This window comes from Brevibacterium sp. H602, assembly GCF_051172395.1.
In the GTDB taxonomy this organism is placed as follows: domain Bacteria; phylum Actinomycetota; class Actinomycetes; order Actinomycetales; family Brevibacteriaceae; genus Brevibacterium.
Map to the genome: position 1 here is coordinate 35,798 of NZ_JBPIZD010000019.1, position 24,588 is coordinate 60,385.

25 protein-coding genes and 1 tRNA gene are annotated in these 24,588 nt (G+C 65.3%); 7 read left to right on the top strand and 19 right to left on the bottom strand.

Translation table 11 applies throughout. The features are described from left to right. Position 1: 1 nt before the first annotated feature. Positions 2–712, top strand: a complete 711-nt coding sequence (locus ACSBQT_RS13930) for a hypothetical protein (protein WP_410710638.1) — start codon at positions 2–4, stop codon at positions 710–712. Between the two features lie 52 nt (positions 713–764). On the opposite strand, the gene ACSBQT_RS13935 is transcribed toward ACSBQT_RS13930, so the two are convergent. Further along, entirely contained in the window at positions 765–1,925 is a 1,161-nt protein-coding gene (locus ACSBQT_RS13935; RefSeq protein WP_410710639.1) for an o-succinylbenzoate synthase, read from the bottom strand. A 112-nt stretch (positions 1,926–2,037) separates the two neighbouring features. Here ACSBQT_RS13935 and ACSBQT_RS13940 point away from each other — a divergent pair, with 112 nt between their 5' ends. Next, positions 2,038–2,958, top strand: coding sequence for a 1,4-dihydroxy-2-naphthoyl-CoA synthase (locus tag ACSBQT_RS13940; RefSeq protein WP_410710640.1), 921 nt, complete (start codon positions 2,038–2,040; stop codon positions 2,956–2,958). A gap of 107 nt (positions 2,959–3,065) precedes the next feature. Here the strand turns inward: ACSBQT_RS13940 and ACSBQT_RS13945 are convergent, their stop codons facing one another. Both ACSBQT_RS13945 and ACSBQT_RS13950 read right to left on the bottom strand, forming a co-directional pair. Next, complete coding sequence (locus tag ACSBQT_RS13945; RefSeq protein WP_173156356.1) at positions 3,066–3,272, bottom strand: helix-turn-helix domain-containing protein; 207 nt, start codon at positions 3,270–3,272, stop codon at positions 3,066–3,068. Beyond that, positions 3,272–3,766 carry a DUF2975 domain-containing protein gene (locus tag ACSBQT_RS13950; RefSeq protein ID WP_410710641.1) on the bottom strand — a complete coding sequence of 165 codons (495 nt, stop codon included), beginning with the start codon at positions 3,764–3,766 and terminating at the stop codon, positions 3,272–3,274. Before ACSBQT_RS13950 ends, ACSBQT_RS13945 begins: the two co-directional genes overlap by 1 nt. Positions 3,767–4,100: 334 nt before the next feature. On the opposite strand from ACSBQT_RS13950, the gene ACSBQT_RS13955 reads away from it, so the two are divergent. Together ACSBQT_RS13955 and ACSBQT_RS13960 are read left to right on the top strand one after the other, a co-directional pair. Next, positions 4,101–5,354 (top strand): AMP-binding protein, encoded by a 1,254-nt coding sequence (locus tag ACSBQT_RS13955; protein WP_435001920.1) that lies wholly within the window; start codon positions 4,101–4,103, stop codon positions 5,352–5,354. A gap of 38 nt (positions 5,355–5,392) precedes the next feature. Then, entirely contained in the window at positions 5,393–6,325 is a 933-nt protein-coding gene (locus ACSBQT_RS13960) for a 1,4-dihydroxy-2-naphthoate polyprenyltransferase (protein WP_410710643.1), read from the top strand. 137 nt (positions 6,326–6,462) lie between these two features. On the opposite strand, the gene ACSBQT_RS13965 is transcribed toward ACSBQT_RS13960, so the two are convergent. After that, entirely contained in the window at positions 6,463–6,753 is a 291-nt protein-coding gene (locus ACSBQT_RS13965) for a DUF4229 domain-containing protein (RefSeq protein ID WP_101546796.1), read from the bottom strand. Between the two features lie 84 nt (positions 6,754–6,837). Here ACSBQT_RS13965 and ACSBQT_RS13970 point away from each other — a divergent pair, with 84 nt between their 5' ends. Next, on the top strand, positions 6,838–7,281 hold the full coding sequence (locus ACSBQT_RS13970) for a PLD nuclease N-terminal domain-containing protein (protein WP_410710644.1): 444 nt from the start codon (positions 6,838–6,840) through the stop codon (positions 7,279–7,281). Between the two features lie 364 nt (positions 7,282–7,645). Here ACSBQT_RS13970 and ccsB read toward each other — a convergent pair whose 3' ends face one another. The 14 genes from ccsB to ACSBQT_RS14040 all read right to left on the bottom strand — a co-directional run bounded on the left by ccsB (position 7,646) and on the right by ACSBQT_RS14040 (position 22,037). Continuing rightward, positions 7,646–8,650 carry a c-type cytochrome biogenesis protein CcsB gene (gene ccsB, locus ACSBQT_RS13975; protein ID WP_410710645.1) on the bottom strand — a complete coding sequence of 335 codons (1,005 nt, stop codon included), beginning with the start codon at positions 8,648–8,650 and terminating at the stop codon, positions 7,646–7,648. A 155-nt stretch (positions 8,651–8,805) separates the two neighbouring features. After that, positions 8,806–10,473: a cytochrome c biogenesis protein ResB gene (gene resB, locus ACSBQT_RS13980; protein ID WP_410710646.1), complete on the bottom strand. Its 1,668-nt coding sequence runs from the start codon at positions 10,471–10,473 to the stop codon at positions 8,806–8,808. After that, positions 10,473–11,237 carry a cytochrome c biogenesis CcdA family protein gene (locus ACSBQT_RS13985; protein ID WP_139468605.1) on the bottom strand — a complete coding sequence of 255 codons (765 nt, stop codon included), beginning with the start codon at positions 11,235–11,237 and terminating at the stop codon, positions 10,473–10,475. Before ACSBQT_RS13985 ends, resB begins: the two co-directional genes overlap by 1 nt. Then, entirely contained in the window at positions 11,234–11,833 is a 600-nt protein-coding gene (locus ACSBQT_RS13990; protein ID WP_410710647.1) for a TlpA family protein disulfide reductase, read from the bottom strand. The genes ACSBQT_RS13985 and ACSBQT_RS13990 overlap by 4 nt, the downstream gene beginning before the upstream one ends. Further along, positions 11,830–12,471, bottom strand: coding sequence for a histidine phosphatase family protein (locus ACSBQT_RS13995; protein ID WP_410710648.1), 642 nt, complete (start codon positions 12,469–12,471; stop codon positions 11,830–11,832). The genes ACSBQT_RS13990 and ACSBQT_RS13995 overlap by 4 nt, the downstream gene beginning before the upstream one ends. Beyond that, the gene (hemL, locus tag ACSBQT_RS14000; RefSeq protein WP_173156343.1) at positions 12,468–13,829 is read right to left on the bottom strand and encodes a glutamate-1-semialdehyde 2,1-aminomutase; all 1,362 of its coding nucleotides are present in this window, start codon (positions 13,827–13,829) and stop codon (positions 12,468–12,470) included. Before hemL ends, ACSBQT_RS13995 begins: the two co-directional genes overlap by 4 nt. Before the next feature lie 69 nt (positions 13,830–13,898). After that, positions 13,899–14,366 carry a MarR family winged helix-turn-helix transcriptional regulator gene (locus ACSBQT_RS14005; protein WP_410710649.1) on the bottom strand — a complete coding sequence of 156 codons (468 nt, stop codon included), beginning with the start codon at positions 14,364–14,366 and terminating at the stop codon, positions 13,899–13,901. Beyond that, a complete protein-coding gene (gene hemB / locus ACSBQT_RS14010; protein ID WP_410710650.1) occupies positions 14,366–15,394 on the bottom strand; it encodes a porphobilinogen synthase in 1,029 nt (342 codons plus the stop codon). The genes ACSBQT_RS14005 and hemB overlap by 1 nt, the downstream gene beginning before the upstream one ends. 1 nt (position 15,395) lies before the next feature. Next, positions 15,396–17,000, bottom strand: a complete 1,605-nt coding sequence (locus tag ACSBQT_RS14015) for a uroporphyrinogen-III synthase (protein ID WP_410710651.1) — start codon at positions 16,998–17,000, stop codon at positions 15,396–15,398. Next, the gene (gene hemA, locus ACSBQT_RS14020) at positions 16,997–19,474 is read right to left on the bottom strand and encodes a glutamyl-tRNA reductase (RefSeq protein WP_410710652.1); all 2,478 of its coding nucleotides are present in this window, start codon (positions 19,472–19,474) and stop codon (positions 16,997–16,999) included. Before hemA ends, ACSBQT_RS14015 begins: the two co-directional genes overlap by 4 nt. After that, positions 19,471–20,166 carry a redox-sensing transcriptional repressor Rex gene (locus tag ACSBQT_RS14025; RefSeq protein ID WP_410710653.1) on the bottom strand — a complete coding sequence of 232 codons (696 nt, stop codon included), beginning with the start codon at positions 20,164–20,166 and terminating at the stop codon, positions 19,471–19,473. The genes hemA and ACSBQT_RS14025 overlap by 4 nt, the downstream gene beginning before the upstream one ends. Positions 20,167–20,193: 27 nt before the next feature. Further along, positions 20,194–20,439: a glutaredoxin family protein gene (locus ACSBQT_RS14030; protein WP_410710654.1), complete on the bottom strand. Its 246-nt coding sequence runs from the start codon at positions 20,437–20,439 to the stop codon at positions 20,194–20,196. Positions 20,440–20,511: 72 nt separating this feature from the next. After that, positions 20,512–20,610 carry a 30S ribosomal protein bS22 gene (locus ACSBQT_RS14035; RefSeq protein WP_009882927.1) on the bottom strand — a complete coding sequence of 33 codons (99 nt, stop codon included), beginning with the start codon at positions 20,608–20,610 and terminating at the stop codon, positions 20,512–20,514. Between the two features lie 230 nt (positions 20,611–20,840). Then, positions 20,841–22,037, bottom strand: coding sequence for an acetoin utilization protein AcuC (locus tag ACSBQT_RS14040; RefSeq protein ID WP_410710655.1), 1,197 nt, complete (start codon positions 22,035–22,037; stop codon positions 20,841–20,843). A 59-nt stretch (positions 22,038–22,096) separates the two neighbouring features. Between ACSBQT_RS14040 and ACSBQT_RS14045 the strand changes: the two genes are divergently transcribed. Next, positions 22,097–23,515 (top strand): TrkH family potassium uptake protein, encoded by a 1,419-nt coding sequence (locus ACSBQT_RS14045; RefSeq protein ID WP_410710978.1) that lies wholly within the window; start codon positions 22,097–22,099, stop codon positions 23,513–23,515. Then, positions 23,508–24,170, top strand: a complete 663-nt coding sequence (locus tag ACSBQT_RS14050) for a potassium channel family protein (protein WP_169251660.1) — start codon at positions 23,508–23,510, stop codon at positions 24,168–24,170. The genes ACSBQT_RS14045 and ACSBQT_RS14050 overlap by 8 nt, the downstream gene beginning before the upstream one ends. 197 nt (positions 24,171–24,367) lie before the next feature. Here the strand turns inward: ACSBQT_RS14050 and ACSBQT_RS14055 are convergent. Further along, positions 24,368–24,438 (bottom strand) — tRNA-Gly (locus ACSBQT_RS14055). Positions 24,439–24,588: the final 150 nt, after the last annotated feature.

Sequence of the window (24,588 nt, forward strand, 5' to 3'; positions counted from 1 at the left end):
CATGAAACGCATACTCCCAGCCATCGCTCTTTTCGCCGGACTCTCCCTCGTCGGCTGCACGGGTGGAGGAGACAAGCCGGACCAGGCTGACGGCGGCAATGACTCTTCGCAGGCGGCAGCCGAAGAGACCCCGCAGGCAAGCAAACTCGATGAGGCGAAGCTCAAGGAGATCCTTGAGTCGACCAAGGCAGAGGGTCAGTCGTTCAAGGCCGTCGACGGTGCCGGCAATTCCTCCAGTGAGGCAGTCAAGGCCCTGGAGAGTTCTGAGTTCGAACCGGCCAAATGCAAAGACATCACCATGAACCTCCTCAACGCCAACCTCGCCTCCAAAGGCACTACGGTGGCTGGAACCTCCACCGACAACATCCTCTCCGCGGCACTGTCGAGCTATGACGATCTGGACGGCGCACAGACCCAGATCGAGGGTGCCTCGAAGATCGCAGAAGAATGCAGCGATGTGAAGATCAAGACCGCCGGCGTCGAGATGTCGATGAAGTACAAGACCTTCGACGCCAAGGTCGACGGGGCAGACGACACCAATGGAATCGTCGCCTCCGTCGAAGCCGGCGGACAGACAGCCATGAACCTGCGCATGGTCTACGCCCTCGTCGGCAACAACGTCGTGGCCGTATCCAATATCGCCGATGTCGAAGAGGCCACCGTGACGAAGACCGCCGGTGCCTTCGTCGACGCCGTGAAGAACGCAGGCTGACCCGGTTCACCCGTGGGCCGGCTCAGCCGGAGTCGGCTCAGCCGGAGTCGGCTCAGCCGCGCAGGGCGCTCCAGCAATTCTGAAGCCGCTGCGCCCACCAATCGAATCGTCCCGGATCCACCGCCAGCTGCTGCAGGCGGTCAGGGTCCGGGACGATTCGCGTGACCGGGATGGCGCCGTCGACCGGAGTCAGGGCCTCGTCCTCGGCGACGACATCGGCGGTGAAGAGACGGCCGGTGCCCAGTCCGCAGGCCACCCGATCTCCGAGGATGTCCCGGCTGCGGTCGGTGCGCGGCAGTCTCGCGGCGAGTTCGGCTCCGGCGGCCAGGCCGACGGACGACTCGAGAGCCGAGGACACGACGGCGGGCAGCCCCGAGGCGCCGATGACGTCGAGGGCGGCACCGATCCCGCCTAGCGGTTGGACCTTGACGATGATGACCTCGGCCGCTCCGAGTTCGGCCACGCGCAGCGGGTCCTCGGCTTTGCGGATGGATTCGTCGGCGGCGATGATGATCGGCAGTCCTCGCAGGGCGAGCTCATCGCGCAGTTCGGCCAGCTGCTCGACCTCGGGAACCGGCTGTTCGAAGTATTGGATATCGAACTCGGCGAATGCCTCACAAGCTTGAAGGGCCTCGCTGAGCGTGTATCCGGCATTCGCGTCCAGGCGCAGCGTCGTCTCGGGGCAGAGCCTGCGGAATTCCCGCAGGCGTGTCAGATCCTCGTCGAGGGAGGCGAATCCGTGCTCGGCGACCTTCGCCTTGACGGTGCCGACCCGGTCATAGCGAGACAGGATCGGTGCGACCTGATCAGGTGGACAGGCGGGCAGGGTGCCGTTGACGTCGACGGTCTCACCGGTCGTCCCCGCCTCCGCCACGGCCGGACTGGAACCGCGCACGGGAACGGTGGAGGGCGCCGCCTCGGCGAGCGCGGTCTTCTGCGGGATCAGCCCGGAGAATTCGAGGGAGGCGCGCAGCCACCGGCTGGCCTCCTCGGTGCCGTATTCGACGAACGGGGAGAACTCCGCCCACCCGGAGGGGCCGGAGAAGAGCGCCACTTCCCGCTCCGTGATCCCCCTGAACCGGGTGACCATCGGCAGCCGCACCACATGCAGGTCCTCGATGACCTCATCGAAGCGTTGCGGCAGATCAAGAGGTGCGGCAGATGGAGCCTCTGAGTCCAGTGCGCCAGTGTGCGAACGTGCGATATCGGCCATGAGCCCAGACTAACCCCCGCCGCCCCGGCCACCGATGCCTGCCGTTCGGAACCTCACCGTCCGCCGCCCGGCCCCGGACCTCATCACAACCACCAAGCGCTAGGCTGGGGCCATGACGGTTTCTGACATCTTCGACCTTTCTGCCTGGCGCGAAGTCTCCGGCTTCGACTTCACCGATATCACCTACCATCGGGCCATCGACCCCGCCACCGGCAAGGACATCGGCTGTGTGCGCATCGCCTTCGACCGCCCCGAGGTCCGCAACGCCTTCCGTCCCCACACCGTCGACGAGCTCTACCGCGCCCTCGACCACGCCCGCCAGACCTCCGACGTCGGCGCTGTGCTGCTCACCGGCAACGGCCCGAGCGAGAAGGACGGCGGTTGGGCGTTCTGCTCCGGCGGCGACCAGCGCATCCGCGGCCGCTCCGGCTACCAGTACGCCTCCGGTGAGACCCGTGAGAGCGTCGATCCGGCGCGTGCCGGCCGCCTCCACATCCTCGAGGTCCAGCGCCTCATCCGCACCATGCCGAAGGTCGTCATCGCCGTCGTCCCCGGCTGGGCAGCCGGCGGAGGCCACAGCCTCCACGTCGTCTGCGATATGACGATCGCCTCACGCGAACACGCGAAGTTCAAGCAGACCGATGCCGATGTCGGCTCCTACGACGCCGGCTACGGTTCCGCCTACCTGGCGAAGATGGTCGGGCAGAAGAAGGCCCGTGAGATCTTCTTCCTGGGCCGCACCTACTCCGCGCAGGAGATGGCCGATATGGGAGCCGTCAATGAAGTCGTCGACCATGCCGATCTCGAGACCGCGGCCCTCCAGATGGCGCGGGAGATCCTGGGCAAGTCCCCGAACGCGCAGCGCATGCTCAAGTTCGCCTTCAACCTCGTCGACGACGGACTCGTCGGCCAGCAGGTCTTCGCCGGCGAAGCCACCCGACTGGGCTATATGACCGACGAGGCGGTCGAAGGCCGCGACGCGTTCCTCGAAAAGCGCGATCCCGACTGGTCGCCGTTCCCCTGGTACTACTGAGAACAGGTCGAAACCTCTCTTCAGAACAGGCGAGCGACGGTTGAGCCCGTCAGCTTTTCCGGTCCTCTGCTGGCAGATGCGTCGCCCGTTGCAAATCCTCGCCCGGTTCAGTCGTGCTCGTATCGGAGCAAGTCAGCAGGCTGGCATTCAAGGACACGACACATCGCGTCCAATGTCGATAAACGCACCGCTTTCGCACGCCCATTCTTCAACACTGCCACGTTGGCCGGGGTGATACCGATCGCGTCCGCGAACTCGCCGACGCTCATCCCCCGCTCAACCAACATTCGGTCGATAGTGATGTGGATGGCCATCACACCACCGCAGCCAACTCGGCACGCATCCCGATCGCACTGTTCAAAAGCGTTCTGAGCACAAGAGTGACGCCGGCAACCACCACGAAACTCAAGCACGTCAGAACCTGGAGGATCGCCAGGAACAGACTTCCCGCCTGTCCGATGCTGATCACAACGAATCCCACAACGATCAGCACAGCCGCGAATACGAACGCACCCACAAGCACATCGACCCAGACAAGCGACCGGCGCTCGAGCACGGAACCGGTATAAATACGGCAGACGAGCACCGCCAGCATGGCCAAGGCAATGAGACCGACCACCATGAACGTGATCCCCAGGGCGAGCAGTGGACCACGAAGGCCCGCGAACTCCGGAAACTCTTCCCCGAGAGCTGTCGCGAATCCTGGCAACAAAGACACCGCTCCGAGGCCGACAACGAACATTACGCCCAGGAGAGCCTCTGTCGCGACGATGAGGGACAAGGGCGGACGTGGTAAGAAAGAAGTCATACATCGATTGTCGATAGATATCTATCGTTTGTCAATAGCCATCCCGGAGGTGGGGATCTCATCGAGGCTTCATCTGCTGCCTTGATCCACGTGGCGCGGAAGTCACGACTCCGCACATGGTGCCGGTTGCATGTCTTCCACCGCGCTGACAACGCGGGGCGCCCATTGCGATAGAATCGAGTACCTCCGGCCAGTCCGCACAGAGTCCGCAAAAGAGCTTTAAGTGATCAATCTCTGCAAACGCAACCAGGACCACAACCCCTGGTCAGCTCAACCGCTCGAACACGATCAACACCAGTCTGCGCCTTGCCAGACTGTCCGCAGGTACAGCTGAGTGTCCGAGACGATCGTCAACGGGCGTCAGCTCAGAGCCGCCGAGCTGCCCGAGGCCATCGACCGGGCACTCGCCGGGACCTCGATCCTCATCCTTCCATCGGACCGGGACGGTGCCGTCACCGAGGCGGCACCCAGTCTGTGGGCAGGGCAGGGTCCAGCCCCGGCCCTCATCCTCTTCACCTCCGGATCGACCGGGACGGCGAAGGCAGTGGCCCTGTCAGCTGATGCGCTGACCGCCTCGGCGCGGGCGACCGAACGATTCCTCTCCGGGCCCGGCGATTGGCGCCTGTGCCTGCCGGTCAACCACATCGCCGGGTTCCAAGTCGAACTGCGCGCCCGCTTGGCGGGCCGCGCCCCGGTCAGAGCTGCCTCGGCGAGGTTCACCGCCCAGTCCTTCGCCACCGAGGTGACCGCCCTGGTGGAACTGGCGGGCGACCGACCGACGTACACCTCGATCGTGCCCACCCAACTCCACCGGATCCTCGAGGACGGCCTCGCCACCGAGGCGGCCGGACGGATCTCGCACATCCTCCTCGGCGGAGCGGCGATCTCACCATCGCTGCTCGACCGCGCCGAGGCCGCGGGACTGGCGATCGTGCGGACCTACGGGATGAGCGAGACGGCGGGCGGCTGCGTCTATGACGGGGTGCCCTTCGACGGGGTCGAGGTGACCATCACCGAGGCGGGGACGATCGACCTGACCGGGCCCGTCGTGGCCGACGGCTACGTCGAGATCGGCGCCGACGGAGCGATCACACCGGTCGACTCCCCCGCTCTCACCGTCGACGAGGCGGGACGGCGGATCATGCACACCAGCGATCTGGGTCGGATCGATTCCGGTGTGCTCAGCGTGCTCGGTCGAGCCGATGACATCATCGTCTCCGGGGGCACGAACGTCTCCCCGCATGCCCTGGAGACCGGCCTGCTGCCGAGCTGGCAGAAGGCGGGAATCGAGGAGATGCTCGTGACCTGGGTGCCCGACGAGGAATGGGGCAGACGGATCGTCGCGCTCGTCCGCCTCGCCGACGGCGGAGGTGGTGTCGGAGCCGAGGATCCGCGAGCATCGGCACAGAGGCTCAACGCCCTCGATCACGGGATGACGGGGCAGCTGCTGCCGCAGCTCGTCTTCCCGGTCGCCGAGATTCCGAACCGGTCGATCGGCAAACCCGATCGCCAGGCGGCGGCCCGCATCGCCGCCGATCTCATCGCGCGTGATGCGAATACCCATACCGGCGAACTACCGGTAACATGAGACGGCTCCACAATTCGACAGGAAGGTGAGCGAGGACTATGGCTGATGCCGCCCAGTGGATTTCTGGAGCTCGACTGCGAACTCTGCCCCTGGCTCTCGCACCCGTCCTCATCGGAACCGGCGCCGCGATCGGATCGCTCGGCGGATTCACCGCCTTCATCCTCGACGACATCTCGGGCAAGGACGACCACGTCAGCTTCGGACAGATCCTGCTGCGCGGATTCCTCGCTCTCCTCGTCTCCCTGTGCCTGCAGATCGGCTCGAACTACGCCAACGACTACTCCGACGGCATCCGCGGCACAGATGACGAACGTGTCGGACCGGTCCGGCTCACCGCGACCGGACTGGCCGAACCTCACGAGGTCAAACGGGCCGCCTTCATCTTCTTCGGCCTGGCCGGGGTCGCGGGCATCGTGCTCATCCTCATCTCACAGGCCTGGTGGTTCCTCATCGTCGGAGCCGCAGCCGTCGCCGCCGCCTGGTTCTACACCGGTGGCAGACGGCCCTATGGCTATATGGGCCTCGGCGAGGTCTTCGTGTTCGTGTTCTTCGGACTCGTGGCGACCTTGGGCACGATGTGGATGCAGGTCGGTCATCTCAGCCTCAGCGGCTGGGCCGGTGCCGTGTCAATCGGGTCTCTGGCCTCGGCTGTGCTCATGGTCAACAACCTCCGCGATATCCCGACAGACATCGAGGCAGACAAGATCACTCTGGCCGTGAGGATGGGCGACAATGCCGCGCGCATCGCCTATGCGGTGCTCGTGCTGCTGCCGTTCGCGTTGCTGGCGCTGGCGATCCTCGACGGACATCCGGCCGTCGCCTTGGCGATCCTTGCCCTCGTCCCAGCACTCAACCCACTCAAGACGGTGCTCAGCGGCACAACGGGCCCTGGCCTGATTCCGCCGATCAAAGCCACTGGACTGACCGGTTTGGCCTTCTCCGCACTGATGGGCCTCGGTCTGGCGCTCTGAGGCATTTCAGTGCTGACGCCTGGGGTTCCAAGGCTCAGTCGCCTGGTGGTCCAAGGCTCAGCGCGCTGAAAGGCCCCAGCTCATTAGGTTCTGAGCCGACTCAGCCGAGCCGCAGCTCATTCGGCTGAGCCACAAGTTCATTTGGACTGGTCGCCGTCTTCTCCGAGGCGCTCCTCGACGATCTCATCTTCTGCCGCTTCATCGGCGCCGACGCGCTTGGGTTTGGAGGCTCGCTTGGCGACCTTTGCTTCGATCTCGGTCGCTGCTTGGGCGCGCATCTTACCGAGCAAGAGGTAGCTCAGCAGCGCGCCGATGATGATAGCGGCGATCGCCATGACGAGATTGAAGCCGAGGAACGGGAACAGAACGAGGCCGGCGGCGATGATGAGGCCGAAGCGAGCGAGTGTGTAGAGCCAGAAGGTGCGCATTGAACTCATTTTAGCCTCCGATCGTGACAGTCTTGTCACCGCCCGCTGGAGGCCGCGCTCAGGTTGGTGGACTATCCTTGTTGCATGGCTCGACTACTCATTGCCGCGATCGTCCTGGCGGCAGCGGTGACACTGTACGGACTCTTCGATTGCCTGTTGCGCGATCGGGGTCTGATTCGAGTCCTGCCCAAACCTGTATGGGCACTCATCATCCTCTTCATCCCCGTCCTCGGGTTCATCCTCTGGTATCTGTTCGGACGCGGTTCGGAAGACAAGCCCAACCGCGGCACCCGCCCTCGCGGTCAGGTCGCCCCGGATGACGATCCAGACTATCTGCGACAGGTCGATCGCGAAGTCAAGCTCGGCAAGCATGCACCTCCGGCTCAGGACAACGACGAGAAGGAATCTCCGCGCGACGATTCTGCCGAGCCGGACGATGACAGCGATCCCGCGGATTCCTCCGCTGATACATCAGCCGACTCCGACGACCGGGGCACCAAGGGCGACGGCCGCGGCCGCTCGAACTGAATTCCCCTGCCGCACCACCGCTGTCCGACGACCACATCGATACCGCAGGTGCGTTGCCACGCTGCGATTCGGCGAATTGTCATTGCTTTCTCTGAATTACACACCGAGGAACGTGGTGATTTCAGAGCAGACTGAGCCGAAACAGTCTCCCGCCGCCTGATCACGGCATCGAACCAGCACGCAAACGGCCCAGTCTGAGGCGGAGAGCCCTGTTTCAAACATGGGCTGTTCGCCTCAGACTGGGCCGTCAGCAGTTATGGCGCCCGGTGCAGGCGGTGGCTCCCGGTGCGCGCGGTGGTTCCCCGGTGCAGGCGGTGGCTCCCGGTGCTGGACGTCAGAGCGGCCTTGAGAGCGACCCAGCGCTTCAGTCGAGCCCGGAGTACGAGTGCAGGCCGTTGAAGTACATGTTCACGACGGTGAAGTTGAAGATCACCGAGGCGATGCCGATGAGGTTGAGCACGGCCACCTTCGTCGGGCCCCAACCGCGAGTCGCACGAGCGTGCAGGTACGCGGCGTAGATGACCCAGACGACGAACGTCCAGATCTCCTTCGAATCCCAGCCCCAGTAACGGCTCCAGGCCACTTCGGCCCAGATGGCACCGGCGATGAGTGTGAACGTCCAGGTGATGAAGCCGACTGCCGCGATCCGGTAGGAGATCCGCTCGAGGTCAGTGCTCGAGGGCAGACGGTGCAGGAACCGCAGCCACTTCGGGTCCTTGGTCTCGTGCACGCTCTTCAGAATCTGGAAGACTGCGAGGATCGCAGAGATGTAGAGGAGTGAGGTCGAGAGGATCGCGATCGGCACGTGGATGGCGATCCAGTACGAATCCAGCGCCGGGATGAGCTTCGCGGCAGGCGTGTAGAAGACGGTGATCGCCAGTCCCAGGCACAGCAGGACTCCCCCGGAGACGAACGTCCCCAGATAGCGCACGTCCTTCTTCGTCAGCACGACGAGGAAGACGATGACGGTGATCGCGGTGGCGGTGAGGACATACTCCATCATGTTGCCCCACGGCACACGGGAGACAGACAGGGCACGGGTGAGAACCCCGCCGACGTGCAGCAGCATGGCGAGCACGAGCAGCGAGGTGCCGATGCGGGCTCCGCGGTGCTTGTTCTTCCGGGACGACTTCACTGTCGCGGAGTCGTCGCCGCCGGGTCGATCGAGGACGGCAGTCGTCGCCGTCTTCCGGTTCGTCCGTCGCACCGTACCGGCTTTGGCCGAGGTGGCGACCTCAGCTTCGGAGGTCTTGAGCTCACGCGCGCCGAAGAGGTCGAAGGCGTAGAAGATCATGGCGACGGCGTAGACGATCATCGCCGAGATGATCAGCTGGTTCGACCACATTGCGAGGTCAGTGTTGACGTCCATTCATCCTCCGCACCGCTGAAGTGCTCTTCTGTCGCAGGCTGCTGCTGCCAGACTCTCTGTCTGACCATATATCGGTGCGCGCCCTGCCGACTCCGTGACGAAGCCACCGGCGACGCGCACTCCGCGGCTATTCTACTCCGCGTAGTACTTCGGCTTCATCTTTCGTCATCGTCACCATGCTCACCCTCATCGGGTTCCGGATCACGCAGGTCCTTGACCAGGCCATCGACGGCGCGTTCGACCATCGGATCCTCACCGCGGGCCAGAGCGGCCACCTCGGCGTCGCCGTCCTTGATCCGCACCCATACGCGTCGGCGGGGAATGAACAGGGACAGGCCGAGCCCAGCCAGGACGAGGATCGCGCTGATGAGCATGAGGGCCTGTGTCGGGTCCTGGGAGATGTCGACGGCGATGTACTTCTTGACTCCGTCGAAGGTCACCGAACCGCCGTTCGGCAGCTTCTGCGTCTCCCCCTCGGCGAGCTGGATGACGAGCGGGTTGCCCGACTCATCGGTCATCTCCGTCATGTTCTCCGCGTCGAGGGAGTACACGGACTGCGGGACTCCGGAATCGAGGCCGAGGTCGCCGGTGTAACCGCTCATCACGAGGTAGGGGTTGCGCAGCTCGGCGAAGCTCGAAATCAGCTCACCGTCCTCATTCTGTGCGGCCGTCGGGAGGAACACCCCGACGAAGCCCATCTGCGTGCCGGCCGAGTCCGGGACCTTGATGACGCCCTCGGAGGTGTATCCGGGGTCCCCGCCGTCCGGGATGAACACCTGCGGACCGGACTGGACGATATCGCCCTTCGCATCACGCACGGTCACTTCGGGGGCGTAGCCGTTGCCGGTGAGATAGACGCCGACGCCGCCCACGCGCACCGGCTCGTTGACCTTGAGGACGTGCGATTCGGTCTTCCCGTCCGCCGTCGTCGTCACCTTCGCATCGAAGGTGCGCGGCTGACCGAACTGGTTGCCCGCCGCCTGATCGTCGAAGGTCGAGGTGAAGGAATCGAGCTTGAGCCGGAAATCCGGCAGATTGTCGGCATCGTAGTAGGAGCCGGGTTCGAAGGAATCGTAGGAGACCAGCGAATTCGAGAACGTCTCCCCCTCGACGAGGATGCGCTGACCTTCATAGCCGAACAGCGATCCGATCGCCATCGTCAGGGTCGCCATGAGCAGCGCGATGTGGAAGACGAGGTTGCCGGTCTCGCGGAGATAGCCGCGTTCGGCGGCGATGTGATCGGACTGCCGGTTGATGCGGTACCCGGACTTCTTCAGCCGGGCCTCCGCCGCGTCGAGGAACGCCTCATCCGCATCCTCACGGGTCTCTGCGTCTGCCTGCGCCGAGGTGAAGGCGGCGTATCCGGGCATCCTGGACAGCCGCCTCGGTGCTTTCGGCGGGGACGAGCGCATCGCCTTCCAGTGCTGCTTCGTCCGCGGGATGATGCAGCCGACGAGGGAGATCATCAGCAGCAGGTAGATCGCGGAGAACCAGACAGAGGAGTAAACGTCGAACATCTGGATCGTGTCGAGGAACTGCCCCCAGGCACCGTTGTTCTCCAGGAAGGTGTTCACCCGGCCCGGGTCCTGGATGCGCTGCGGCAGCAGAGATCCGGGGATCGAGGCGAGGGCGAGGATGAGCAGGAGGATCAGTGCCACACGCATCGTCGTCAGCTGGGTCCAGGCCCACCGGCACATGCCGATGAACCCGAGCTGCGGCTGGTTCACGGTCGACTTCGCGGCAGGCTTGTCTCCCTGCTTCGCCGTCGTCTTCGCACCCGATTTCGACTGCGTCTTCTCCGAGCCTTCGGTTGAGCCCGCCACTAGATCACCACTTCGAATCCATTGATGAGACCTTGCAGAGAGGTCATCCACATGTTCCATACGCCGCTGGCCATGAGCACACCGAGGATGATGAGCATGATGCCCCCGGCCCGCACGATCGCGGTCTGATGCTTCCGCACCCAGACGAGTCGTCCCGCGCCCTTGTGGATCGCCAGCGCCAGGAGGATGAACGGGATGCCCAGGCCCAGACAGTAGACGAAGGCCAACAGCGCTCCGCGCCAGATCATCCCGTCACCGCCGAAGCTCACCGACATGCTCAGCACCGCCGACAGGGTTGGTCCCACACAGGGTGCCCACCCGAGGGCGAAAGTCGCTCCGAGCACCGGTGCACCCCAGAGCCCGGCCTTCGGTCTGGCACGGATGCGACGTTCGTTCTGCAGCAGACCGAATCCGCCCATGAACACGAAACCAGCGAGGATGACGATGACGCCGAGGACGCGGAGGATGACCGACTGCCATTGGGAGAACAGCGCTCCCAGCGCGGAGAAGCTGGTCCCCAGCAGCACGAAGACGACGGTGAAGCCGAGGACGAACAGGCTGATGCCCACGACCACTCGCCACGTCTGCTTGTCCCTCAGCGAAGAACCGGACAGCCCGGTGACGTACCCGACATAGCCGGGAACCAGGGGCAGCACACACGGGGAGGCGAACGAGACGAGTCCGGCCAGGGCCGCTGCGCCGGCAGCCAGCAGCAGCGGACCGGAGAGAACGGTCTGGGCGAAGTCCGCCCCGAGTCCACTCACTCGGCCAGCACGTCCTCGATGAGTCCCTTGAGAGTCGAGGCATCGATCTCACCGACGACTCTGGCCGCGGCCCGGCCCTTCGCGTCGAGGACCACCGTCGACGGGGTGGCCTGCGGGGGCAGGACTCCGGAGAGCAGAGACACCATCTCACCGTTCGAATCGAGCATGTTCGGGTACGGCACCTGGTAGTTCTGGATGAACGCGTTGGCCGCAGCCTCTTGATCGCGGACGTTGACGCCGATGAACTGGGCCTTGTCCCCGAATTCCTCGGACACGGACTTCAGGTCCGGGGCTTCCTTCCGGCACGGAGGGCATGCTGCGTACCAGAGGTTGACGATGACCGGCGTGGGACGCAGATCGGCCAGGGACATCGACTTTCCGTCGAGGGTCTCGAAGCTCAGATCGAGGGGGTCGCCGCGGTCCTCGACCGCCACCTGCGAGACGACTCCCGAACCGGAGACGTACCCCTGGTCGGATCCGGCCTGATCGGCCAGCTCATCGTTCTCGCTGCAGGCGCTGAGCGCCAGGGCCGTTCCGGCGGCGAGCGCCGAGGTGAAGAGGGCCCGACGGTTGAGGGAACGGCGTCCGAAACTCATGCTCCCGCCACCGCGGTACCCGGCTGCAGATCGGCACAGATGCTCTCATAACTCACGGACACCAGTGTGGAGGAATCGAATGTGAAACTGGTGATAGAAGCCAGGTCACATTCGCGTCTGCGCGGGTCGTGGACGAGTGAGCGTCCCTCCCCCGACAGGCGCGTCATCCAGATCGGCAGCTGGTGGGAGACGATGACTCCTTCGGCGTCCGGACCGTGGAGGACGAGCTTGGCTCTCAGACTGGCCATCGCGGCCCGCATGCGCAGCACGATCTGCTTGTACGGCTCTCCCCAGGACGGAGTGAGCGGGTTGTACAGGCGCACCAGGTTCCTCGGCTCGGCCAGCCGACGAGCATCCAGCTTCTGTCCCTCGAAGGAATTCGCCGCCTCGATGACCCGGTCGTCGTCGAAGACCGGCAGGTCAAGAGACTTCGACAGCGGACGAATCGTCTGCTGTGCCCGCAGCAGCGGGGAGGCGACGAGTTCGACCGGACGAGTGGGCGCAGCGTGGAAGTGCTCGGCCACGCGCACTGCCATTTCGTGTCCCCGTTCGGTGAGACCGAAATGCGGCAGACGTCCGTAGAGGATGCCGTCGGGGTTGTCGACTTCGCCGTGGCGGACGAGGTGGATGGTGGTCATGACTGCGCCTTCCCGGCCTCCGGAACCGCGGCCGCGGCTTTGGCCGCGGCTGGCAGTGCGCTGATGATCCGGTCGAGGATCTCATCGGTGTGGGCGTAGGACAGGAACCAGGCTTCGAACGCGCTCGGGGGCATATGGATGCCCTGATCGAGCATGGCGTTGAAGAAGGCGGTGTAGCGGTCGACGTTCTGAGCCCGTGCCTGGTCGTAGTTCGTCACGTCGGTGTCGGTGAAGAACACGGAGAACATCGAGTTCGCCGACTGGATGACGTGGGCGACGCCCTCAGCCTCCAGCGCTGAGGCGACTGCCGGGCGCAAGCTGTCCGCGGCACGACCGATGTGCGAGTACACGTCGAGTTCGGTCGTCAGTTTGAGCGTGGCCAGACCGGCGGCGGTGGCCACCGGATTGCCCGAGAGCGTTCCGGCCTGGTAGACGGGGCCGGAGGGGGCGAGGTGGGCCATGATCTCGGCGCGACCGCCGAAGGCCGCTGCCGGGAAGCCGCCGCCCATGACCTTGCCGAAGGTGAACAGGTCGGCCGGGCCCTCTGGGTAGCCGAGAGTCTCGGACTCATAGCCGTACCAGCCGGCGGCGGAGACGCGGAAGCCGGTCATCACTTCGTCGCTGATCATCAGCGCACCGTGGGCCTTGGTCAGCCGTCGGATGGTGTTCGTGAAGCCGTCGCGGGGAGGCACGACGCCCATATTGCCGGGGCTGGCCTCGGTGATGACGCAGGCGATGTCCTCACCGTGTTCGGCGAATACGGCTTCGAGACCGGCGGCGTCGTTGTAGTCGACGACGATCGTGTCCTGTGCCTGGGCTCCGGTGACTCCGGGAGTGTCGGGCAGAGAGAACGTGGCCAGTCCGGAGCCGGCCTGGGCCAGCAGCGAGTCGACGTGACCGTGGTAGCAGCCGGCGAACTTCACGACCTTGGACCGTCCCGTGTAACCGCGGGCCAGACGGATCGCCGACATCGTCGCCTCGGTGCCCGAGGACACGAGGCGGACCTGGTCGACGGGATCGACGCGGCGAACGATCTCCTCGGCGAGTTCGACCTCACCGGTCGACGGCGTGCCGAAGGAGAACCCCTTCACGGCGGCTTCCTGGACGGCGGCGACGACCTCGGGGCGGGAGTGGCCCATGATCATCGGACCCCAGGACCCGATGAGGTCGATGTAGTCGTTGCCGTCGGCGTCGCGCAGCCACGCGCCGGTCGCCTCGGTGATGAAACGGGGGGTGCCGCCGACGGCCTTGAACGCGCGGACCGGGGAGTTCACTCCACCGGGGATGACCGCCTCGGCGCGGGTGAACAGGGCGGCGGACCGATCGGTGGTGTGACCGTTCGTCTCTGCTGTCGTCATGGTTCTCCTCTGATTCTTCGCGGGTCGGGTATCGTCCCGGGATCGTTCTCAGTTACGCGTGGGGACGGCTCAGGAGCCGTCGATGTCTGTCATATGGTCGAAGACTTTGGTGAAGATCCGGCCCAGGGTCTCCATCTCCTCGGGGTCGAGGAGATCGACGAGGTGGCTGCGGACTCCGGCGACATGGTCGGGGGCCGCGGCCTGCAGCAGCTGCCATCCGGCCTCGGTCATCACGCAGTTGACCCCACGGCCGTCCTCGGGGATGGCGGAACGCTCGAGCAGTCCGCGCTTCTCCATTCGGGCGACGCAGTGGGTCAGCCGGGATCGGGACATGGTCGTATCGGTGGCCAGCAGCGCCATTCGCATCGTCCGGTCGTCGTGTTCGGACAGACGCACGAGGATTTCGTATTCGGGCAGGCCGATGCCGTGCTTCTCACGCAGCTCCTTGTCCAGCTGTGTGCTGAGCAGCTGAGAGCCGTTGAGGTAGCTGCGCCAGGCTCTCTGGTCGACCGCCGAGAGCCAGCGAGGCTCGGTCATCACCGGCCTCCGTCGGCACTGCGCTTGGTCAGATGGCCTGCGGCCTCGGACTGGAGGCGCTGGGCGACCTCGGTGGCCCAGTAGGTGAGGATCGCATCGGATCCGGCACGTTTGAAGGCAATGAGAGATTCCTCGATCGCCTTCTCCCGGTCGATGGCTCCGGCGGCGGCCGCGAATTCGATCATCGCGTACTCTCCGGACACCTGGTAGGTCCACACTGGCACTATGGACTCCTGAGCCACCTCGGCGAGTACGTCGAGATACGGCAGCCCCGGCTTGACCATGACGATATCGGCGCCTTCGGCCAGGTCGAGGCCGAGTTCGCGCAGCGCTTCGCGACCGTTCGCGGGATCCTGCTGGTAGGTCTTGCGGTCGCCCTTGAGCTCGGAATCGACGGCTTCGCGGAAGGGACCGTAGAAGGCGGAGGCGTACTTCGCGGTGTAGCCCATGACGACGACGTCGGTGAATCCGGCGGCATCGAGAGCTTCGCGGCAGTAGGCGACCTGACCGTCCATCATGCCGGACAGGCCGAGCACGTGAGCTCCCGCGCGGGCCTGGGCCAGCGCCATCGAGGCGTAGCGGTCGAGGGTGGCGTCGTTATCGACCGCACCGTCCTCGTCGAGGACTCCGCAGTGGCCGTGGGAGGTGAATTCGTCGAGGCACAGGTCCGCCATGATCACGGTGTCATCGCCGAATTCGTCGGCCAGCAGCGACAGCGCCCGGTTGAGGATGCCGTCGGGGTCATCGGCCTGTGAGCCGATCTCATCCTTGTATTCGGGAATGCCGAAGAGCATGAGTCCGCCGACTCCGGCCGCCACCGCTTCCCGGGCGGCCTCGAGCAGGGAGCCCATCGTGTGCTGGACGACTCCGGGCATTCCGCCCAGCGGCAGTGGTTCGCTCAGGCCCTCCTTGACGAACATCGGCAGGATGAGCTCGGTTGGGTGGAGTCGCACCTCGGAGACGAGGCGGCGCAGGGCCGGGGTCGACCGCAGCCGACGGGGACGGACGGTTCCGGGAACCAATGACATGTCAGGCCTTCCTTCTGCGGCGCTTCTGACTCGGACGCTGCGGGGAGATCCCGGCTTCCACGTCTTCGGCGCGCTGGGTGAGTGCGAATTCGACGAGACCGTCGATAAGCGAGGTGAGGTTGGCTTCCTCGGCGAGGACGTCGACGCGCAGTCCGTGTTCGGCTGCGGTGTTCGCCGTTGCCGGGCCGATGCAACAGATCACCGAGGTGGGGGCGGGTTTGCCAGCGATGCCGACGAGGTTGCGCACCGTCGATGAGGAGGTGAAGAGGAAGGCGTCGAAGTCGCCGGCCTTGATCGACTCGCGGATCGGAGCCGGCGGCGGGGAGGCGCGCACGGTGCGGTAGGCTGTGACGTCGTCGGGGTCCCACCCCTTCTCCAGCAGCCCGGCCACAAGCACCTCGGTGGCGATATCGGCACGAGGCAGGAGAACCGTGTTCATCGGGTCGATGTCATCGACGAAGTCCGGCCAGGCCGCGGCCAGCCCGCGTGCGGAGTGTTCGCCGTCGGGGACGAGGTCGGGAGTGATCCCCCAGTCGACCAGCGCTGCCGCGGTGCGACCACCCACGGCGGCGACCTTGACGCCGGCCATCGAACGGGAGTCGAGTCCGAAGTCTTCGAACCACATACGCACGGCACGCACGGCGTTGACCGAAGTGAATCCGACCCATTCATAGGATCCGTCGACGAGGCCGCGGATCGCCTTCTCCATCTGGGTCGGTGTGCGCGGCGGCTGAACGGCGATCGTCGGCACGACGGTGCCGACGGCGCCGAGTTCGGCCAGAGCCTCTGCCGTGGAGGTGCCCTGTTCCTTCGTCCGCGGGATGAGCACCTGCCAGCCGAAGAGCGGTTTGGATTCGAACCAGCTGAGCTCTCCTCTGGATTCCACTCCCTGCCCCATGATCACCACCATACGATCCGAACCTGTCTGCGCCATGGACAGCGCCTGCTGCAAAGTCGTCTCCACGCTCGTCTGCTCGATGGTGGAGATCCCCCACCCGAGGAGAACCTTCGTGTCCTCGTCCCAGCCGTCGGAGAGCAGGGCTTCGATGGCCTGTTCGTGGGCGGCTGCGCTGCCGGTGAGCACATGGGTCGTGTTCCGGTGGCGGGAGACGTCGACATGGGTCTGCGGTCCTGCTTCGATGAAGCGCACCGACCGGACGCGGTTGGTCGTCAGAGCCGTTCCGGTGAAGGCCGCCGTCGAGGCGGAGAGTCCCACTCCGGGCACGATTTCGACCTCGACCTGTTCCTTGCGGCAGACTCCGGCTTCCGCTGTCGTGGTGGTGAAGATGATTCCGTCGTCCGAGCTCAGCCGCACCACGGTCTTGTCCGGGCGGGCGAGTTCGGCCATGCGGCGACCGCGGGTCGAGGCGGCGACTCCGAGGTCGGCGGCATCGATGAGCGTTGCGGCCTGCGGCACATAGGCGGTGACGATCTCGGAGTGCACATCGGCGTCATAGACGACGGTTTCGGCGGTGGCGAGGATCTCGGCGCCGCGCATCGTCATCAGACCCGATTCGCCGGGTCCGCTGCCGATGAAGACGACGCGCGGAGCAGCCGGCAGGAGTCGACGCGGCTGCACCTGGCCCGTTGTCGGTTCGCTGTTCATCCCTGCTCCTGAGCCTTGACGGGGGTGAGGTGTTCGGCGCTGACGGCCGGGTCGATGCCGAGGCGTCCCAGAAGATCCTCGGCCGCTGCGGTGCCGAGTTCGTCGGCGATACGGGCGAGTTCCTTCGCGGTCACCGACAGCTGCTGCTCGCCGGTGCTGCTCCAGTCGACGTCGAGCAGGGCGGGCAGCTCGGTGCTCTGCCGCGTGCGGGCGAGCTTGCCGTCGTCATCGGCCATCACGGCGTCGACGATGAACTCCGTGCCCTCGATCTTCGCCAGCGCGCCGATCGGGGCCGAGCAGCCGGCTTCGGCACGGGAGAGGATCGCGCGCTCGCAGGTCACGGCGAGGTCGGTCGTCTGGTCGTGGATCCGGCGCAGGGCCGCCCGCACCTCGGCGTCGCCGTCGAGGATGTCCGCGGTGGTGGCGAAGGCGCTGTCGGCACTGCGCGTCTCGATCGCCAGGGCTCCCTGGCCCGGAGCCGGGAGCATGACATCGAAGTTGAGCGCATCGGTGGCTTCGGCCAGGCGCCCGATGCGACGCACTCCGGCGGCGGCGAGAACGACGGCGTCGAGGCGGCCGTCGCGGACATGGGCGATGCGGGTGTCGACGTTTCCGCGCACTCCGCGGACCTCGATATCGGGGCGTGCGGCGCGCAGCTGAACGGCACGACGCGGCGAACCGGTGCCGATGACGGATCCGGAGGGCAGGTCGTTCAGGCTCAGCCCGTCACGGCCGATGAGGACATCGGCCGGGTCGACGCGCGGCGGGATGGCAGCCATCTGGATTCCCGCCTCGGGGGTGGTGGGCAGGTCCTTGAGCGAGTGCACGGCCAGATCGATCTTGCCCTGGTGGAGGGCCTGTCGGACGGCGGAGACGAAGACTCCGGTGCCGCCGAAACCGGCCAGGGGCGACATGTTGACATCGCCCTCGGTGACGACCTCGACGATCTCGACACGCCAGCCGGTCAGAGCCGCGATCTGGTGGGCGATCGCCGTGGATTGGGAGCGGGCCAGCTGCGACCGGCGGGTGCCCAGACGCACGGTGCGGCCGGTGAAGTGTTCGGGTTCGACGATGTCGAGGGTGTGATCGGCGACCGGGCGGATGCCGTCGGCCTCGACATGATGCGCGCTGGCGGCCTTCGCGACCTTCGTCTCCGGAGTGGTCTTGGCGTGGGCGACCTTGTTGACCGGCAGGTCGAAGAGCTGCATGAGCGCCTGAGCGTAGTCGACCTCGGATTCGGTCACAGCGAGTTCCTTGACCTTCACGGTCGGGGTGTGGATGAGCTTCTCCGCCACCCGGTGCAGGGATTTGCGGATCTCGGCGAACGCCTTTTCGTCGACGGAGTCACCGAGCTTCTTCTCCAGGCGCTGGGTCTCGGAGGCGAGCACATCTTTGGCATGGGAGCGCAGAGCGGTCACGGTGGGAGCGACCGAGCGCTCCTTGTTGCCGGTGGCGATGTTCTCCAGCTCGGCGGCGATGATGGAGCGCACCTCTTCGACAGTGCTCACGACCTTCGCGTCGCGTTCCTTGTCGGAGCCGCGCAGGAGTTCGCGGATCTCGCCGAGGCCGAAGAGGGCGACATGTTCGAACTCGCGGACGCTGGGGTCGATGTCGTGCGGCAGGGCGAGGTCGATGAAGGCCTTGTTCGCTGCGCCCTTCGGGTTCTGCGAGAGTCCGGCGACGATGTCGTCGCGGCTGACGACGACTCCGCGGGCGCCGGTGCAGGAGACGATGAGGTCGGCGTCGGCGATCTCCTCGGCCATGATGCGCGGAGTGAGTTCACGGGCACGTCCGCCCACCTCGGCGACGAGGCGTTCGGCCTTGTCGAGCGTCCGGTTGAGCACGGTGATGTGGGCGACGCCTTCCTTGTGCAGTCCGGACACGACGAGGCCCGACATGGCTCCGGCGCCGATGACCAGTGCATTCGCGGCACGCAGGGACCCGATGTGCGCGGCCGATGCTTCGATGCCTGCACCGAACAGGGACCGGGCGACGTCACCGAGGTCGGTCTCCGAATGCGCGCGCTTGCCCACACGCAGCGCCTGCTGCAGCGCCTGGGAGAGTTCGGAGGTCAGCGCCTTGTCCGACTGCGATTCCGTGAACGCCGTCCGGAGCTGACCGAGGATCTGGGCTTCGCCGATAGCCATGGAGTCGAGTCCGCAGGCGACCTTGAGCAGGTGCTCCATCGCCTGGTGGTCGTAGTGGGCGTAGAAGTGCCCGGCGATATCGGACCATTCTTTGTCGATCGACGACACGAGCGCGTTGCCGAGGTCGGCCAGTCCTCCGTGGAAGGCGGAGACGTCGGCGATGAGTTCGAGACGATTGCACGTCGAGAGCACGGCGAGTCCCTCGATGTTCTCTCCGGCCAAGGCGTCCCGTCGCAGAGTGCCGACCTCACCGGCGCCGAAGGCCATTCGATCGAGCATGTCGATCGGAGCCGACTGATGTGAAATGCCGAGAACCAAGAGAGTCAATTCCTGTGCTCCTCAAAACCAGGGTTGAGCGGTGCCGTGTCCAGCGCCGAATAGTATGCGAGTACTTGCAGCTCACTGGCCAAGTCGACTTGATGGACACGCACGGTATCCGGTGCGTCGAGCACGGTGGGTGAGAAGTTGAGAATGCCGCGCACACCTGCTTCGACGGCCTTCTGGGCCGCCGCGGGTGCCGCGGCCGCGGGGACGGCCATGACCACCAGGTCGATGTCTTCGGACCAGGCGGGAAGGTCGTCCAGGGAAGAGACGGTCAGGGCGCCGATGGAGGTGCCGATCTTCTCCTCGTCGATGTCGAAGACGGCGGTCAGGCGCAGGCCGCGCCGACGGAATCCGGCGTAGTCGGCCAGTGCCGAGCCGAGCCGTCCGGCGCCGATGATGGCGACGCGGCGGTCGAGGTCGAGGCCGAGGAACGTCCGCAGGGTCGCGGCCAGCTCCGGACAGGAGTAGCCGACCCCGCGGGTTCCCGATCGTCCCAGCTGGGACAGGTCTTTGCGCAGAATAGACGGGGACACACCGCTGCGGGCGGCAAGGTCCTCCGACGAAACTGTGTCCTGGCCGGTGGCGGCAATCGTCTCGACGGTCTGCAGATAGATCGGGAGTCGGGATATCACGCGCTCGGGTACGTCCTTGCGAACGACACCCTCAATCCTGTTGGCGGACAGAATCTCGCCCACGAATCCGCCTCACTCCTTCAATCGATCTCATGCGCCCAAGGCGTCGAGCGCCTTGGACAGCCGATCCCTATCGACTCGATGAAAACTGTGTTGTCGCCCGTTGAGGAGAACGACCGGAACGTCCCAGCCGTACTGCGCAGCCAGATCGTCATCCGTATCGATGTCGATCTCGGTCACGGCCACATCTCTGCCCGCAGCCACCTCGGTGACGGCCTGCAGCGCATCAGCGCACAGATGGCAGTCGACACGTGTGAGAAAGGTCAGATCGACCATGGCTCACTCCTCATCGGGTGCAACAAACCCCGCCGAGAAATCACTCGAGCGGGGGCGTAGGACCGTTGGGCCTTACTTCTTGTTGCGACGCTGGTGACGTGTCTTGCGAAGCTGCTTGCGGTGCTTCTTCTTCGACATACGCTTGCGGCGCTTCTTGATGACTGAGCCCACTCGGGTACCCCTTGTGCTTGTCGGTGGAGGGTGAACATCAGGTGCCCGCCCATTGAACTAACCGTGCAATTCTATCGCTTGGCCGCCTGCTTTCCCAAAACTGTGTCCAGATCCACAACGGCGGTGCCAGGCGATCCGCGCGGACGCGGGGATCGGGTTCGGCCCGGGTGGCGTGCACGGCAGGGCCGGACTCGCGTTCGGCTGGGTCGACGGGCGTCGACCGATATCGATCAGTCGAAGTAAGGGTCGAGTGCGAAGAAGGGGAAGATGTTCTTCCGGGTGCCCATCACGGCACGGTCGAGTTCGACTTCGGGGTCGAATCCCTTCGACCAGGGTTCGAAGGCCCCGTCGAAGCCGTCGGTCATCGACAGCGGCGCTTCCCGCCCGGTCTTCGTCTGCGCATAGGAGGCCCAGCGTCCGGGAATCCGGGCTCCGGGATCGATATCGCGGCCGGCGGCGACGGCCAGCAGGTTCGTCCAGGCGCGGGGCACGACGTCGATGATCGCGTATCCCCCTCCCCCGACCGACAGCCAGCGTCCATCGGCGTGATCGACGGCGAGATCGCGGATGCGTTCGGCAGCGGTGCGCATGGCGTCGACGCTCAGGCGCATATGGGTCAGCGGGTCGGCCCGGTGTCCGTCGCATCCGTGCTGGGAGACGATGACCTGGGGTTCGAATGCGGCGACGACCTGCGGGACGGTGGCGTCGAAGGCGCGCAGCCAGTCCGCGTCGCCCGTGCGTGGGGGCAGTGCGATATTCACCGCCGAGGCGGCCGCCTTGAGTCCCCCGATATCGGCGGGGAATCCGGTGCCGGGGAAGAGGAATTTACCCGATTCGTGGATCGAGATCGTGAGCACTCGCGGGTCGTCCCAGAAGAATGTCTCGACGCCGTCACCGTGGTGGGCGTCGATGTCGAGGTAGACGATGCGCTCGTACCCGGCGTCGAGGAATTCGGTGATCGCGCCGGCCGCGTCGTTGTAGACGCAGAACCCGCTGGCCTTGCCCGGCATCGCGTGGTGCATTCCGCCGCAGAAGTTCACCGCGCGCCGAAAGTCCCCGGAGATGATCGCGTTCGCGGCGTTGACGCTGCCTTGGAACAGCAGCGCCGAGGCGGTGTGCATATTCTCGAACCCGGGAACATCCTCGGTGCCGATTCCGTATCTGTTCGCGTCCTGCTCCTCGAGGCCCTCCTCGGTGCCGGCCTGCTTGACCGCGGCGATGTAGTCGGGGTCGTGGAGGCGGGCGAGCTTCGCCTCATCGATCTCACCGATGGGATCGACGTGGACGTTGTCTGCGTCGAAGAGTCCGAAGTCCTCGGCGAGCTTCGCTGTCAGGTCGAGCCTGAGAGGGTGCATGGGGTGGCTGGGACCGAAATTGTAACCGGTCACTTCGTCGTCCCAAACGACATACACATCATTTTCGGCCATGCCCACCATGCTATATGGCACAGCTCACTTGCGCCGATTCCGGGGCGACCGGCTCTACCATGGTGCTTGTGTCCAAGAATTCCTCGCCGCGCTTCGATCGGCTGCTGAAGCCGGGTCGGTGGGTCCGTGACTTCGTCGACGACCTCGCCGTGGCCTCACCGGCACGATTGGCGATCGGGTCCTTCGTCGCCGTCGTCGCAGCGTTCGCGATCCTGCTGATGCTGCCGGCGAGCATGCGCGACCCCGGTTCGGTCGATCAGGCCACGCACTTCGCGAACTCGGTGTTCGTGGCGGTCTCCGCCGTATGCGTGACCGGGCTGACCCCGGTCGTCACGGAGGAGTACTGGTCGGACTTCGGGATCTCGGTCATCACCGCCGGCATCCAGGTCGGCGGTCTCGGAATCCTCACCCTCGCCTCGGTGCTGGGTATGGCGGTCTCCAGGAGGCTGGGAGTCCGGCAGCGCCTGATCGCTCAGCAGGCCACCTCGGCGCTCAATCTGGGTCAGGTCGGCTCGCTGCTCAAGACAGTGGTCATCACCATCTTCACCGCCGAGTCGATCCTCGCGGTGCTGCTGTTCCCCCGGTTCCTCATCCGCGGGGAATCGCTCGGCGACTCCATCTGGTACTCGGTGTTCTATTCGATCTCGGCGTTCAACAACGCCGGATTCACCATCCACGAAGGCGGGGCGGCGTATTTCGCCTCGGATCCGTGGATTCTGTCACTGCTCATGGCGGGGGTGTTCGTCGGGTCGCTGGGGTTCCCCGTCGTGCTCATGGTCGCGATGTTCTGGAACCGGCCCAGCCGTTGGGATCTGCATACGAAGCTGACGTTGACGACCACGACGACGGTGCTGGCGATCGGACTGCTGCTGTTGGCGCTGTTCGAGTCGGCGAACCCGGCCACCCTGGGCGATAAGAACGCCGGCCACACCTTCGTCGAAGTGCTGTTCATGGCGGTCATGCCCCGGTCGGGCGGCTTCTCGACGATGGAGGTCGCGGACATGAGCCAAGCGTCGCATCTGCTCATGGATCTCATGATGTTCATCGGCGGCGGTTCGTCGTCGACAGCAGGCGGAATCAAGGTGACGACGGTGGCCGTACTCGTCCTCGCTGCGTATGCCGAGGCCAGGGGTCTGCAGGACGTGAATGTGTTCGGTCGGCGGCTGACGTCGTCGACGATCAAACTGTCGATCTCGATCCTGCTCACCGGTGCGATGATCGTCTTCATCGGCACCCTGACGATGCTGCAGATCAGTGCGGAACCGCTCGATCGGGTGCTGTTCGAGGTGATCTCCGCCTTCGGCACCGTGGGCCTGAGCTCCGGGGTGTCGGCGACCTCGCCGAACTCGGGACTCTACGTTCTGTCGGTGATCATGCTCATCGGTCGACTCGGTACGATTACACTGGCGGCTGCACTGTCCATGCAGGATTCGGTGCGCCTCTACCGCTACCCCGAGGAAAGGCCGGTCGTTGGCTAACGAACACACTTCAATCCTGGTCATCGGACTGGGGCGTTTCGGGTCCTCGACCGCGGCGACTCTGGCCAAACTCGGTCGCGAGGTCATGGCCATCGAGCACAATCCCGAGCTCGTCAAGGACTGGAGCGGCAAACTCACCCACGTCGTCGAAGCCGATTCGACGAACATCGACGCACTGCGGCAGGTCGGTGCCGGTGACTTCTCGACTGCCGTCGTCGGGATCGGCACTTCGATCGAAGACAGCGTGCTCACGACCGCCAACCTCGTCGACCTGGGCGTTTCGCAGGTGTGGGCGAAGGCGATCTCGCCGTCGCACGGCAAGATCCTCCACCGCATCGGCGCCCATCATGTGCTCTACCCGGAGTCGGATGCCGGTCGCCGCGTCGCCCACCTGGTCAGTTCGCGGATGATGGAGTACATCGAGTTCGATGAAGGCCATTTCGCCGTGGTGAAGATGCGGCCGCCGCGGGAGATCCAAGGCTTCACTCTCAGCGAGTCCGGTGTCCGCGACAAGTACGGTGTGACGATCGTGGGCATCAAAAGCCCCGGCCGCGACTTCACCTACGCCGATCCGACGACCCGCGTGGGCAAACAGGATCTGCTCATCGTCGCCGGACACGTCGAGCTGCTTGGCCGCTTCGCCGGCCGCCCGTAGGCTGCGAAGCGGTGCCAGAGGTAACCGCGGGTTCAAAGCGTGAATGCAGTGACTTCGATCGGGGCATCTGCATTTCGAAGCAGTTGGTGCACCGGTCAGGTCCGACACCACCGTGGCGGCACACGCTGCGAGCGGCGATCACCCCGCATCGTGGGTCTCGGATCGCTGGCATAGCCAGTGTGGGTGCGCGGTATGAGAGCGGGCGACGGGAATCGAACCCGCGTCGTCGGCTTGGGAAGCCGAAGCTTTACCATTAAGCTACGCCCGCGCGTCGCCACCGAATTCGAACTGTTCGCCCAGGCAGGGCCCGGTGCGATCATGCCGTGGTCAGCGACTCGGACCAGTCTACAGCGTCTGGCCCGAGGTACATCCGACATTCGCGGGTTCAAAGTGTAAAAGCAGTGACTTCGGTCGGGGC